15 protein-coding genes are annotated in these 12,857 nt (G+C 53.5%); 3 read left to right on the top strand and 12 right to left on the bottom strand.

Translation table 11 applies throughout. From position 1 onward, the window contains the following. Positions 1-55: 55 nt before the first annotated feature. From L1F29_RS13175 to L1F29_RS13130, 10 genes are all read right to left on the bottom strand, one after another. Positions 56-1,528 carry an immunoglobulin-like domain-containing protein gene (locus L1F29_RS13175; protein ID WP_258388754.1) on the bottom strand — a complete coding sequence of 491 codons (1,473 nt, stop codon included), beginning with the start codon at positions 1,526-1,528 and terminating at the stop codon, positions 56-58. Between the two features lie 125 nt (positions 1,529-1,653). Beyond that, on the bottom strand, positions 1,654-2,868 hold the full coding sequence (locus L1F29_RS13170; RefSeq protein ID WP_258388753.1) for a DUF4362 domain-containing protein: 1,215 nt from the start codon (positions 2,866-2,868) through the stop codon (positions 1,654-1,656). Positions 2,869-3,009: 141 nt separating this feature from the next. Beyond that, the gene (locus tag L1F29_RS13165; protein ID WP_258388752.1) at positions 3,010-3,159 is read right to left on the bottom strand and encodes a hypothetical protein; all 150 of its coding nucleotides are present in this window, start codon (positions 3,157-3,159) and stop codon (positions 3,010-3,012) included. Next, positions 3,143-3,793: a spore cortex-lytic enzyme gene (gene sleB / locus L1F29_RS13160; protein ID WP_373876541.1), complete on the bottom strand. Its 651-nt coding sequence runs from the start codon at positions 3,791-3,793 to the stop codon at positions 3,143-3,145. The genes L1F29_RS13165 and sleB overlap by 17 nt, the downstream gene beginning before the upstream one ends. 174 nt (positions 3,794-3,967) lie before the next feature. Next, complete coding sequence (locus L1F29_RS13155; RefSeq protein WP_258388751.1) at positions 3,968-4,195, bottom strand: hypothetical protein; 228 nt, start codon at positions 4,193-4,195, stop codon at positions 3,968-3,970. Positions 4,196-4,221: 26 nt separating this feature from the next. Then, entirely contained in the window at positions 4,222-4,653 is a 432-nt protein-coding gene (locus tag L1F29_RS13150) for a GNAT family N-acetyltransferase (RefSeq protein ID WP_258388750.1), read from the bottom strand. Between the two features lie 61 nt (positions 4,654-4,714). Continuing rightward, on the bottom strand, positions 4,715-5,236 hold the full coding sequence (locus L1F29_RS13145) for a GNAT family N-acetyltransferase (RefSeq protein ID WP_258388749.1): 522 nt from the start codon (positions 5,234-5,236) through the stop codon (positions 4,715-4,717). Beyond that, on the bottom strand, positions 5,233-6,411 hold the full coding sequence (locus L1F29_RS13140; RefSeq protein WP_258388748.1) for an FAD-dependent monooxygenase: 1,179 nt from the start codon (positions 6,409-6,411) through the stop codon (positions 5,233-5,235). The genes L1F29_RS13145 and L1F29_RS13140 overlap by 4 nt, the downstream gene beginning before the upstream one ends. Positions 6,412-6,447: 36 nt before the next feature. After that, positions 6,448-7,236, bottom strand: a complete 789-nt coding sequence (locus tag L1F29_RS13135; protein ID WP_258388747.1) for a hypothetical protein — start codon at positions 7,234-7,236, stop codon at positions 6,448-6,450. A gap of 346 nt (positions 7,237-7,582) precedes the next feature. Next, a complete protein-coding gene (locus L1F29_RS13130; protein WP_258388746.1) occupies positions 7,583-7,981 on the bottom strand; it encodes a hypothetical protein in 399 nt (132 codons plus the stop codon). A gap of 171 nt (positions 7,982-8,152) precedes the next feature. Between L1F29_RS13130 and L1F29_RS13125 the strand changes: the two genes are divergently transcribed. The 3 genes from L1F29_RS13125 (at position 8,153) to xerS (ending at position 10,004) form a co-directional block, all read left to right on the top strand. Continuing rightward, entirely contained in the window at positions 8,153-8,392 is a 240-nt protein-coding gene (locus tag L1F29_RS13125; RefSeq protein WP_258388745.1) for a DUF3951 domain-containing protein, read from the top strand. 88 nt (positions 8,393-8,480) lie between these two features. Further along, positions 8,481-8,615: a DUF4023 domain-containing protein gene (locus L1F29_RS13120; protein ID WP_258388744.1), complete on the top strand. Its 135-nt coding sequence runs from the start codon at positions 8,481-8,483 to the stop codon at positions 8,613-8,615. 306 nt (positions 8,616-8,921) lie between these two features. After that, entirely contained in the window at positions 8,922-10,004 is a 1,083-nt protein-coding gene (xerS, locus tag L1F29_RS13115; protein ID WP_258388743.1) for a tyrosine recombinase XerS, read from the top strand. Positions 10,005-10,057: 53 nt separating this feature from the next. Here the strand turns inward: xerS and L1F29_RS13110 are convergent, their stop codons facing one another. Together L1F29_RS13110 and L1F29_RS13105 are read right to left on the bottom strand one after the other, a co-directional pair. Continuing rightward, a complete protein-coding gene (locus L1F29_RS13110) occupies positions 10,058-10,807 on the bottom strand; it encodes an SDR family NAD(P)-dependent oxidoreductase (RefSeq protein ID WP_258388742.1) in 750 nt (249 codons plus the stop codon). 3 nt (positions 10,808-10,810) lie between these two features. Then, the gene (locus L1F29_RS13105) at positions 10,811-12,541 is read right to left on the bottom strand and encodes a proline--tRNA ligase (protein WP_258388741.1); all 1,731 of its coding nucleotides are present in this window, start codon (positions 12,539-12,541) and stop codon (positions 10,811-10,813) included. Positions 12,542-12,857: the final 316 nt, after the last annotated feature.

Raw genomic sequence — 12,857 nt, 5'->3', positions numbered from 1 at the left:
CATTGCACAAAAAAAGGAGCCAGGGTAGCCCGGGCTCCAATGCTCATTTCTTTTATTAGGACATTTGTTTGATTTTGATTACGAAAGACTTCAAATCCGTCATCCCGTTATTGCTGATCACAGCCGTCATCGTAACGGTCGCATCCCCTTGACCTTTAGCCGGACGATTCAAAACCGATCCGGTATTGGACATGATGGACGGATTGCTTGAATACCACGCGATCGTACTTCCATAATACCCCTTCGGCGGCAAACCGATCGGCTTCGTAACGCTGACCGCGGAATCCTTATCGGCGAAAACAATGGCAAGCTCCGCCTTATCGGCTGCAATCTTCTCTGCAGTCGTAAATTCCTGTTTCACCGTGACAACGAAAATCTTGTAATCCGTTATGCTCCCTGCATGTATGGCAGCCGTAAGGACGACGCCGATATCGCCGGCGCCATTCACAGGACGGCGCACCGTCTTGCCGTCATGCGAGATGACGGCCGGATCGCTCGAAGTCCAGACAATCGCCGAGCCGTTCACTCCTTTTGCCGGCAGCGAGTCGAATGGACGGGTTACGCTCGAGGCATTATCGCTCCCGCCATAATCGATCGCCAATGCCGCTTTGTCGGCGGCCACCCGGTCTGCATCATTCATGTACGGCTTGACGGTCAGCTGAAACATCTTGACGTCGGCTGCCGTTTGATACTGAATGACTGCCGTCAGCGCCACAAGCGCATCGCCTGTGCCTGCCGCAGGACGGTTAACCGTCTTCCCGTCGGTTGAAATGATGTTCGGCGCCCCTGAATGCCATGTTATCGTCGATCCGTTCTTGCCCTTGACCGGCAGCTCCTTGAGCGGCTGAGTGACACTCGATGCCGAATCCGAGCCGTTGAACGCTATCTGCAGCGCGGCTTTGTCCTGCTCGACTCTTTGGGCATCTGTCAATGTGGAGGCGTTTGCGGCAACCCGCAGCGTGAACGACTTGACCGCTTGTGCTTTCTTATAGCGAATCGTCGCCGTCATGACGACCGTTTCATCCGTTCCGGACGGACGCTTGACGTTCTGACCATTATTGGAGATGACTTCGGGCTTATTCGAGCTCCACTGAATGCTCGATCCATATTTTCCTTTCGTATCGAGTACGATTGGCCCCGTTACGCGGCTGGCGGAATCGCCATTACGATATCGGATCTGAAGGGCCGTCTTGTCATTGGTTACGCGTTGATTATCCGTTAATGCAGGACGATCATCATCGTCATCGTCATGGTCGTCATCGTCGTCATCATCTTCGTAGCCTTTACATTTCAGCTTGTGGGCTTCGATGTTCTGCTTGATCGCAGCCTTCGCCTTCTCGTTCTTCACTTTCTTAAGCGCATGCTCCAACCCCTTTACGACATCATCGCAATCGTCTTTCCACTTGTCTCCGTGTTTATGCTTATTCCCGTGATCCCCTTTCTTCCCCGAATTCCCGTGTGCCATCGCAGCCGTACCGCCGGATAATAGCAGCATGATTACGAGAAAACCGGCTAACCACTTCTTCATTCAACATCGCTCCTCTCGATAAATAATGAATCCGAATTGTCTCGTAAATAAGATTCGTTTCACTTTACCAGTTTATGGGGGTATTGGAAGGCGATTTATTCATAATGTCCTCTCACTTCCGGCAATTACATGTAGGTGTCCGTCGAAGCCACCATGGCGGCGATCTCTTCGGCGATCTTCGTCATCTGATTCCCATGCTTGCTCTCATCGCATTCCGACCACTTGAAATCGGCGGAGCCGCCGTTTATTTTGACCTGCAGCGAATAGCTGACGTGAGGCTTGCGGTTACAAGCCGTCGAGAGCTTTTTCTCGCCGAGAAAGTTCGACAGCTTGAGCTGCTTATAAATGGCCTGCATCTGATCGGGCTTCAGCTTGAAATCCGAAACCTCCGTCACCTCTCCGTTCTGCAAATCTTTCACCAGCCTGCCCTGGATCGTATCGATCACATTCCGCTCCCCCACGCCATATTGAAGCGCGAAGGCAAAATAGTCCTGCTTCGACAGGTCATAATCAATCTGAAGCACTTCGATATCCTTCTGTTTACCCGAACAGTTCTTCATGGTGTAGGTTAATGCCGTATCCGACTCGGCACGTTCAAGCCGGCCGCATGAATAGGTATGCACCTGCGGAGAACCGAATTTATCCTCGGTCGTGTCATACCGAAGCTCGATCCCGTCTTGTGATGCGGTCAAATCATGATAGATAGGATCCCCTTCTTTCGTATAATGCGTGATTCTCAGCCGCTCCAGCCCGCCGGCCAGGAACGAATCCAACAGCTCAACATTCTCGACATTGCCGTGAATATCGATGACGCCGCCGGATACAACTTCATTCCCGGAAGATGAAGAAGACTCGACAATCTCGATTTTCGTACCGAATGATAGATCTCCCTCCTCCCATTCCGCCTTCAGCTTGAACATATACACGCCAGCTTCGGAAGGCAGCGTGACCGTATCCTGTTCTACAGGTACTTGAATGACATCGCCCTCCCCTTCCCACCGGTAAACGTTCAACCGCTGCGGTTTGTAGTCGAAATCGATGTTCAACAATGCTCCCGGATCAGCCTTCGCCGCATCCAGCTTCTTTAGGCCGCTTCGTACAGGCTCGGCATCGGTCTTGGTCGTAGTCTCGGTATTGCCATGTTTGGCGGTCCACTCGAAGCCTCCTGTAACTTTCGGCACCGACTTCGAACCGATTGAAAGCTTCAAGCTCGGCACTTCATTGCGGTCGGGGCTTGGGATAGCCTCCAATCCTCCCACTTCATTCCCTGCCTTCGTCTCGCAGCCTATGAGCAAACCGATGAGACTAATCACGATAAGCGCTTTCCAACCTAGCTGCACATTCATCCCCCTCAGTCGTACACGAGCAAATTTGACTAACTGAACCATTTATTCTCATGACGCCAAATCCGGCGAAAGGGTTGCAGCTCGAGTGAAAAGAAATATACTTCGCCGGCCGCTGCGGCGAAGTATATTTCTTCCTCAGTACAAGTTCAGAACAGCCTCTGCGTAGAACGTATACTTTCTGATCTGCAAAAAGAAAAAATCCGCGGTATCCGCGGATTTCTTCAGGTGGAGTGCCGCATTCGAATCGAATGATCCGAGCGCCCACTGCTTAATAGGTAAATACATGATTGCCGATTTTCTTGCTGACTGTACGGGATCGGCTCCAATCCGAGGTTGCCGTATCTGGATTGTAGTAGAACAAGGCATTCCCTGTCGGATCCCAGCCTTTGACAGCATCCTTGGCCGCTTGGAACGCCGTCGCATCAGGAATGAGCCAATACTGCCCGTCGTTAACGGCCGTGAACGCCGAAGGCTCGAAGATGACGCCGTGCAATGTATTCGGAAATTTGGAAGACTGCACCCGGTTCATGACGACAGCTCCCACGGCGACTTGTCCTTTATACGATTCTCCTCTGGCTTCGCCATAAATGACGCGCGCCAGCTTCGAGAGCTCAGGCTTGCTGACGGAAACCTTCTTCAATACGGACCATGTACGCGGTCCGACAATGCCGTCCGCGGACAGGCCGTACTTTTTTTGAAATTGTTTGACGGCGGTTTGAGTCGATACCCCGAAGATCTTCGTTATGGCCGGTTTATAGTAGCCGAGAATTTGCAGCCTGTACTGCAGATCCGGTACGTCAGGACTTGTGCTTCCATACTTCAAAGTAGCTGGCGCAGCTGCTTCGGCTCTGCCTTGATCTGCAGCAGCCGCAATCGTAACGACAAGAGCACATAATACAAGAATTCTCAAATGTTTGATCACGATGCGATAATCCCTCCGCTATGCTGATATTCGTAGTCCGGAACATTCTAGCACGCAGGAAAGACTTGTATATCCATTACTAGAAACATTTAATGATATTAAAAGTTTCTCATATTAATGAGCATCTAATGCGGTTACTGCTGTCACCCAAAAGGCCAGCATGATTAAACACTATCCTTGCGGTCCTTCCTCCATGAGTTCCCGTATCTCTTCCAGACGTTCGAGCATCGTTCTGAGCTCGATCGCCAGGAAGTCTTCATCCGCTTGTCCCAAGGCTTCCTTAAGCTCACGAAGCCGGTCGATCGTACCGGGAAGAAGGGCATACGCCTTTCCGGCATGCCGGTAGTAATCGTGGACAGGGCGTTCTCCCGATCCCGATATCTTGTGCATATCTGTCATCTCTTGCTTCCGCTCCTTATCCGGGTTTATAACGGTTTTACCATGGCCACATGCGGAATATCCGCTTCCATAAATTCTTCGGATACCTGCTCGTACCCCAGCTTCGTATAGAAATCCCGGGCATGCGTTTGGGCATGAAGCTTCGCATGGGACAGCCCTTTGCTGCGGGCAGCCTCTTCCAGAGCCGTCATCACTTCTCTTCCAAGACCGTATTTACGGTATTCGGGCAGGATGCATACCCGCTCCAGCTTAGCCTTGGAGTCGAGCACGCGAAGTCTTCCCGTCCCAACCGGCTGCCCGTCATAATAGACCAGCACATGGTCGGAGGATTCTTCATGCTCATCATACTCCTCCTCCTCCGATACCCCCTGCTCCTGTACGAAGACGGCTCTGCGAATCGCATAGACCGACTTCAGCTCCTGCTCCCCCGCCGCAACGGTTGTCTTCGTTCTATTCATGTGATACACACACATCCTTTCTTATTACATACATCCACGTTGAAAATGCAAGATCTGATCGCTATATCCCGTCGAAGGAGGCGGGATACCGAAGCTCGCCGGATATCCCTTCCAATCCGTTCAGCTCGCAAACCATAAATACTTCATCAGGCACTTCATACTGCTTCAGCTCGATCCCGTAGGCACGCGCCGGCTTGAACCCGAAACGCGGGTAATAGGCCGGATGCCCGATCAGCATCACTGCGGCATAGCCAAGCTCACGGCTGATTCGAAGCCCTTCTTCCATCAGCCGGCTGCCGATCCCGCTCTTCTGGCAGGCAGGCTTCACCGCAAGGGGCGCAAGCACCAGGACGGGATGCCGAAGATCGCCCTCTACGACCACCGCCTTGCTAATCAAGAGATGTCCGGCGATTTCACCTGAGCTTGTCTCGGCCAGGATAGACAGCTCGGGAATGAATTCCGGCGATCTGCGAATCCGTTCAACGAGAAGCGCTTCGTCCTCCCGATTGTCGAAAGCTTGCACGAGCACCGCTCTGACCTTATCCCGATCATCAGCCGTTTCCATCCGAATACGTAACGTCATCTATTATACACATCCTCTCCCATAATCCAATCCAGCTGCTTGACTTGGAATCCGGCCGGAATCGTCCGCAGAAGGGCGTTGCGAGCTGCAACCGCAAGCGGATTCTCCAGCTGCACCATCCGTCCCATCTTGCGCGATTGCGAGACCATGCGGGCCGTGCGGCCGATCCGCAATCGTTCATACATGGCAAGCGCCTCCGGTATGCCGGATGCGCTCTGAAGCGAGAAAGCCAGCACGACAGCGTCCTCCATCGCTTGCGCTCCTCCCTGACCCAGATTCGGCAGCATCGGATGGGCGGCGTCGCCAAGCAGCGTGACACAACCGGTACTCCATGCCTTCAGCGGCTTCCGGTCATAGATCGGATGGGAGAGGATGGCCGATTCCTCGGTTGCTTCGATGACCGCTTCAATGGGATTATACCACCCTTGAAAATGCTGCAAGGCCGCTTGCTTACGCAGCCCCCGCGCAACATGCGCGTCAGCCGGCGAATTAATCGCCGCGAACCAAAAAACGCGTCCTTGCCCTAGATGAGAGAAGCCGAACCTCTTCCCCGGCCCCCACGCTTCGAAGCCGCCGCCGAGCTCAGCGCTGTAATGCGGATCGTCATAGGCGGCGATTCCCCGCAGAGCGGTAAATCCGCTGTAACGCAGCGGTTCGGAACCAAACAACCGTTCGCGGACGGCAGATCGCACGCCATCGGCGCCGATAAGCAGCGCGCCCTCTGTCTTGCTGCCGTCCTCGAAGCATGCGGTTACTTGCGATCCAGTCATATCCCAAGAGACAAGCTTGTAACCAAGCTTCACCTCTGTTTCCGGCCGCAGCTGCTGAAGAAGCACCTTCTGCAGCTCGCCGCGGTGGATCAGGTAGCCCGGCGTTCCGTAACGCTCCGCTTGGCGGGCAGTAGGCAGATCGACAATAAGCTTCCCGTCCCAGGTGCGGACTTCAGCTTTACCGACAGCCGCCCCTCTTCTGCGGACCTGCTCGGCAGCTCCGAGGCGTTCGAGCGCCTTCATGGCATTGGCGGCCAGCACAATCCCAGCTCCGACGTCCGCAAGCTCCGATACTTTATCGAATATTTTCACCCGCCATCCGATCTGCTGAAGCGCGATTGCCGCACTTAGTCCGCCTATTCCGGCACCGATCACGATCGCTGTCTTGTCTGTATGTTCCATCATCATCGCACACCTTTCCGGACTTGGATGCCGTCATCATTATTCCAGAAGCCTGATCATCTGGAACACCTCTCGGCGGTCTCCCGGCAGTATGGCCTCGGCGCATCTCATCTGTGACGATCCGTCGCCATCCAGGAAGATGCCATCGACCCATTTGTCCTTCCCGCCCATCTCCAGTATGGCGGAGCGGAATTCATCCGCCGTCGCTTTCGTCTCGCTGACAATTAGATACAAGCTTTGCGTTTCGTCGAATACTGCCCCTGTGCGTAAGCGCTTCTCGTCTGCCGCAGGGAGCATCTCCGCTGCGGCTTGACGCTCCCAGGCCGTCTGATTTCCCGGAAGCATACTGACTCCGCCCTGCGCCCAAAAGCGGCTGCGGTCCGCTACGATAATTTGCTCCGTCCGCTGGACGACCTGTACGCTGAGATTTCCCGTCGCCTCGTCCCACACAAGCGTTCCTCTCGCATACTTGGCATTCTGACCGCCTGATCCGTAATCATTCAAGCCGCCTTTGACCGGCACATCGTTCACAACCGCGATACTCAGCAGCGCTCCCTCATAGAAGAAGCCGCCATTGATGCCGAAATGAGCAGTCTCCGTCACATTATCCGCGATAGCCGTAAGCGTGACATTGGATGGCTTTGTCAGGATGACATGCAGCTTCACGCCGTTATCCGCTTCGTAACTTTGATAACCGTAGCCGGTTGGTCCAACGGGCCCCTCACCTGGCAGTCTTACCAGCAGCATAGCGACCATGCCAAGCACAAACAGCGCGATCGCAACGGCAATAATGACATTTCGCTTATGTATGACAACAGGACTTGACACAAGGAAGCTCCTTTTTCATCATGTAATTCTTTTCACATTATAAAAGCTGAACATAAGATTTGAACACAACAGCTTTATGAGGGATATCCTGCATAAAGACGCTGTTGCGCCTCAGCTTTTCGAGTAGGCCGCAATCTATGACAAAGGCGGTTAGCGTATTTTGAATTTAGACTCTTGTACCTTACAACATGTTTCGGGATGATTATACCACAGAGAAGCAGCCTTGCATTCCATTACCGGAAGCCGAGCGCAAATCCACAAAAATCGAAAAAACCGGAAAGCCTTCAGGCTCACCGGTTCGATACGAAAGATTAAACTATGAGAACGCCTCTGGCCTTCTCGTCCATTAAGCGTTGGACGGCCAGTTGGCAGACCAATACAAGTCCATCCCTTTATAGAAAGGTACCGAATACGCTTCGGATTTCAGCAGCTTCTGCGAATCGTGAATCCATGCTTCGATATTCGCGGCCTGCATATAGGTCTCCAGCTTCTCGAGCGTCGTCTCCAGGCGAACCAGCTCATGCATATTGTCTCTCTCGATAACTTCCTCCGTAAACTTGTAGAGGCAATCAAGAAAGAACGAACGTTTCGGACAATTGCTGTCGCCGGCCAGCTCGATCAAGACAGGCAGATTGTTGAAATCATTTAAAGTTAACGCCCAATGCGTATGCGGCAGGCTGCTTCCCTCGTAAGCCCACTCTCGTATTTCTTCATGCGTCGGGTTCCATATATTATGCATCATCATTGATATTGCTCCTTTCTTTAGCGCCACTTGTTCCATTGCAGCTCATGATCGTAACTCTTTCTTAACCGATTCTATGCAACAAGTAACAACTCTATGTTAAATTGGTATTAAACATTTTCAAAGTTTGCGGAAAAGGTGCATGGACACCTGTTCCCATGTCGAGGTGACACGATGGATTTCGGATTATTGCTCATAATGTCCGTTGCAACGCCAATCGTTCTGCTGCTTGCCATCATTGCTGCCAAAATGATCGCGATGAAAGAAATTCCAGACAGCCGGTACACGCCATTCGACTATATAACCGGGCAATCTCCAGTCGAAATTCATCAGCATAAGAATAATAAAGAAGAGAATGACGAAGAAGGCGACGACAAAGACAAAAATAAACGTAAACCGTTTGGGACATCCTAGTAAGGCAACGGCGCCGGCATGGCGTTGGACTATAGGGACATAAGGCGAAAGTGATATCAACCAAGGCTTGGAGGTCGTGAGACAAGAGATGAACGAATCAACGGGTGAATTTGTTGCGAAGACGAAAGACACGCAAGAGAAAGATAAGAAAAACCGGGAGCATCGCGGTAAAGGCACGCCCTCGTCTAAGCTGCCCACGAAGCAGCATAGCAACAATCCTTAATGGCAGCGACCTTGCGAAGGCTGTATACGTGCAGCCTTCTTTCTTTATTTCATGGCAGACAGCGATCGGATCGCAGCTGATTCCTTCGTACATCTAATACAAGCATTGGTCTTACATCAAACATTTGCAATAATGCGAGCTGCTAATGGTTATCTATTTTAACATGTAAGGCAGTGATTGTAAATACTTCATGCCCACAACCGGTTCCACGTTCCATGTCTTCCTCTGCTCTGCTACAATAGAAGCAATAGAAGCATTGCGGATACGAGCGAACTCAATCAACGCTAAGCGGAAGGAGAACCGGTTATGAACATTATTAAAGTGAAAGATCGGCAGGAGCTCGACCGTAAGACGCCGTCGATGCCCTGGTATGTTGAGAAATTCATTAATTACAAGCTGCCCGACCTGTCGCCGTCTTCTCTGCTTGAATACGTGAGAGATTACGAGACGTTCTTCTCCTGGCTCATGGCGGAAGGCTTGTCCGCAGCGGCTTCGCTGAAGGATGTTACGCTAAGCGAGCTGGAGAAGCTGCACATGGACAGCATCGACAGCTATAAGATGTTTCTGGCTACCCATCCGGAACATATGAATGCCAGAACAACGATTTCGCGCAAGCTCGCCTCCATGCGGTCGCTCTTCCACTACTTGAGCCAGATCGCGGAGGACGAGGAGTTCTATCCGCTGCTGAAGCGCAATGTGATGGCTAAGGTATCGATCAAGCGGGCCCATAAGCCCAAAGATACCGCGGCCAAGCTGGAAGGCAAGCTGCTGCAGGAGCAGGAGATCGACGAATTCATCCGTTACATCAACGAGGACTACGGGACCGATGTTGCGACGAACAAGCAGGCGATGTACGCCTACACGCTCAACCGCATCCGCGATACCTGCATCGTCAGCCTCATCCTGAACTCCGGCCTGCGCGTGTCCGAGGTTGTTAATATGAACATGGACGATTTCGATCTCAAGAAGAAGCTGCTGTACGTCTATCGCAAAGGCAAGAACGACGATACGTTCAAGACGCCCGTATACTTCCGGACGGAAGCGATCCGCGAATTCGAGCATTACTTGAATCAGAGAGAGTCGCAGTACAAAGCGCCTAAGCGGGAAAAAGCCCTCTTCCTCGCCATCGCCAACGGCAAGAAAGAAGGCTCGCGAATGACCAAACGCGCCATACAAGAGATGGTCATCAAATATGCCAAACGGTTCGGCAAGCCGTACCTGTCCGTCCATAAGCTGCGCCATTCCTTCGCCACGGACTATTATTTGCGCAATGACCTGTACAAGACGCAGGAGCAGCTTGGCCATGCCTCTCCGGAAACGACGCAAATCTATGCGCATCTAACGGACCGTACGATGGCGGAGGCAATCGATCGCCTCAAGGAATCCTAGCCGCTGCCGAATTATGGCCGAGCCCTAGTCATGGATACCGATCATGACCGGATTTAGGGTTCGTAGATCATCTTGCGCGTCATTCCCCCGTCAACGGTCAGATTCGTGCCCGTCACGAAGTCGTTGTCCAGCGATGTGAAATACATACATGCCCGCACGATATCCCCGGGCTTGCCCACACGGCCTGACGGATGCTGCATGTGATCGATCGGCCGAAGCGCGTCATAATCGCCGGTCTCGATCCAACCCGGACTAATGCAGTTGACGGTAATCCCGTCAGGCCCGAGTGAAACGGCGAGAGCATGCGTCAATGATGCGATGCCTCCCTTGGAAGCGGCATAGGCTTCGCTGGAAGGCTCGGACATGGCCGCTCTTGTCGATGCAACATTGACGATGCGCCCGCCGCCTTGTGCCTTCATCCGTTTCGCCGCCTCCCGGCTGCATAGGAAGGTACCGCGCAAATTCACGTTCATGACGCTGTCCCACTCCTCCACCGACAGCTCGAGCGGCGATTTCCAGATGCCAAATCCGGCATTATTGATCAGAATGTCAAGCGCCCCGTACGTTTGATCCACGTTAGCGAACAGCTGCACGATCTCTTCGGGCCGGCCTAAGTCAGCCGCTGCGAAGTACGCGCTTCCGCCCGCTGCTGCGATGTCCTTCACGATTTCGTCCCCGCCGTATCCTTCCCGATCCGTGACAACGACCTGTGCTCCTTCAGCTCCATAAGCCGCTGCCAAGCGGCGCCCAATCCCGCCTGCGGCACCGGTCACCATCACGGTTTTACCTTGATAGGGTTTCATATGTCAGCCTCCTGTGCCGCTTAATTGGGCGAGACGGTCCCGTATAATACTTCCCGCCTGCTCCGCCTGAACACGTTCGACCGTACCTGTCCGCGCTTTAAGCTCGACAAGTCCCTCCACGATTGACTTGCCGACGACAACCCGCAGCGGGAGCCCGATAAGATCGGCATCCTTCAGCTTCACGCCCGGCCGTTCGTCCCGATCGTCGAGCAGCGCCTCAATGCCTGCGGAACGCAGCTCATCATACAGCTTCTGACCCGTTTCCCGCTGCGCATCGTCCTGCATAGCCATGACGATAATATGCACGTGGTAGGGCGCAATCGACAGCGGCCAAATCATGCCGTGCTCATCCTGATGCTGCTCGATTATAGCAGCCATCAGCCTCGTTACGCCGATTCCGTAGCAGCCCATCACGAAATTCTGCTCCTTGCCCGTGGAATCGACAAAGGACGCTCCCTGCTTGCCGCTGTACCGGTTGCCAAGCTTGAATACATGGCCGATCTCGATGCCGCGCGCGGTTGTCAGCCCTTTCCCGCAATGAGGACATGCATCGCCTTCCTGTACATTCCTCAGGTCGCCGGTTAGATGGGCGGTGAAGTCCCGCCCTGGCACGACATGTTTCAAATGATAATCCAGCTCGTTCGCGCCCGTTATCGCTTCCTTCATATCGTCGACATGATGATCGACCAGAAGCGGTGCCGTCAAGCCGACCGGGCCGGAGAAGCCGGCAGGGGAACCCGTCACCGCGAGCACGGTATCCGCATCGGCAAGCTCGATAACCTCTGCGCCGATCAGGTTCTTAATCTTCGTCTCATTCGCTTCATGGTCGCCCCTAATTAGAACGACGACCGGCTGGCCGTCCGCCATATAGATGAGCGTCTTAATAATATGACCGGCGCTGCAGCCGACCGATTCCACAAGCTGCTCAATCGTCTTCCAGCCGGGCGTATGAAACTTGAGATAGGATTCCGCCTGGCGGCCAATCGAGTTTGTCATATCGCCGCTTGTTGCCTGCGCGGATTCCGCTTTCTCGAGGTTGGCGGCATAGCCGCACGCTTCGCAGGAAACGATAATATCTTCGCCCGATTCGGCGAAAGCCATAAATTCATGGGTACCGCCTTCGCCTCCGATGGCGCCCGCGTCCGCTTCAACGGCTCTGAAATTCAAGCCGCAGCGGGAGAAGATCCGGTGATACGCTTCATACATCGCATCATAATTACGGGCAAGCCCTTCCCAATCCGCATCGAACGAGTATGCATCCTTCATGATGAACTCCCTGCCGCGCAGCAGTCCGAATCGCGGACGTCTCTCGTCTCTGAATTTCGTCTGAATCTGATAGAGCGTCACCGGCAGCTTCCGGTAGGATGTAATCTCCTGCTTGATCAGCGAGGTAATAACCTCCTCATGTGTCGGTCCGAGCGCGAATTCTCTCCCGCTGCGGTCATTCAGACGGAAGAGATCCTGTCCATAGAGGTCATAACGGCCGGATTGCTGAAGCAGCTCCACCGGCTGCAGCGCCGGCATCAGCACCTCCTGCGCTCCGGCACGCTCCATCTCCTCCCGGATAATCGCTTCTATGCTGCGCAGCACCTTGCGTCCAAGCGGCAGGAAGGTATAAACGCCAGAAGCGAGTTGGCGGATGAAGCCTCCCTTGACCATCCAGCGGTGACTAACCGCTTCGGCTTCCGCAGGAACCTCGCGAAGCGTAGGGACGAATAATTGTCGTTGTTTCATCGTAAATCCTCTCCTTAATCCCAATGATTGTTCCGTCGTCTCCGAAGCTGAGCGATCAGAGGCTCACTGCTTCGGACAGCCGGCTGCAGAACGAAAAAAAGCGCACCCGTCCCCGGCAAAGGGACGAGCGCGCTCGTGGTACCACCCAAATTTCAATCGACAGCCGCAATAATATACGGCGTACGATCCTCTCGTTCATCGATAACGGGGGACTCCCGGCCGCAGATACTGGGGACTTCTATCGTTCCCTGCGGCAACTACAAGGCGGGAAACTTTGACCGTTACGAGGAGCCTTTCAGCCAGGGACTCCTTCTCT

The organism is Paenibacillus spongiae (assembly GCF_024734895.1).
Classification (GTDB): Bacteria; Bacillota; Bacilli; order Paenibacillales; family Paenibacillaceae; genus Paenibacillus_Z; species Paenibacillus_Z spongiae.
This window is presented reverse-complemented; position numbering and strand designations above follow the sequence as displayed.

Bases quoted from the DNA above. Each gene is read 5' to 3' on its own strand.
- L1F29_RS13175 (WP_258388754.1), bottom strand. From the start codon at position 1,528: ATGAAGAAGTGGTTAGCCGGTTTTCTCGTAATCATGCTGCTATTATCC.
- L1F29_RS13165 (WP_258388752.1), bottom strand. From the start codon at position 3,159: ATGTATTTACCTATTAAGCAGTGGGCGCTCGGATCATTCGATTCGAAT.
- L1F29_RS13155 (WP_258388751.1), bottom strand. From the start codon at position 4,195: ATGACAGATATGCACAAGATATCGGGATCGGGAGAACGCCCTGTCCAC.
- L1F29_RS13150 (WP_258388750.1), bottom strand. From the start codon at position 4,653: ATGAATAGAACGAAGACAACCGTTGCGGCGGGGGAGCAGGAGCTGAAG.
- L1F29_RS13145 (WP_258388749.1), bottom strand. From the start codon at position 5,236: ATGACGTTACGTATTCGGATGGAAACGGCTGATGATCGGGATAAGGTC.
- L1F29_RS13140 (WP_258388748.1), bottom strand. From the start codon at position 6,411: ATGATGGAACATACAGACAAGACAGCGATCGTGATCGGTGCCGGAATA.
- L1F29_RS13130 (WP_258388746.1), bottom strand. From the start codon at position 7,981: ATGATGATGCATAATATATGGAACCCGACGCATGAAGAAATACGAGAG.
- L1F29_RS13125 (WP_258388745.1), top strand. From the start codon at position 8,153: ATGGATTTCGGATTATTGCTCATAATGTCCGTTGCAACGCCAATCGTT.
- L1F29_RS13120 (WP_258388744.1), top strand. From the start codon at position 8,481: ATGAACGAATCAACGGGTGAATTTGTTGCGAAGACGAAAGACACGCAA.
- xerS (WP_258388743.1), top strand. From the start codon at position 8,922: ATGAACATTATTAAAGTGAAAGATCGGCAGGAGCTCGACCGTAAGACG.
- L1F29_RS13110 (WP_258388742.1), bottom strand. From the start codon at position 10,807: ATGAAACCCTATCAAGGTAAAACCGTGATGGTGACCGGTGCCGCAGGC.
- L1F29_RS13105 (WP_258388741.1), bottom strand. From the start codon at position 12,541: ATGAAACAACGACAATTATTCGTCCCTACGCTTCGCGAGGTTCCTGCG.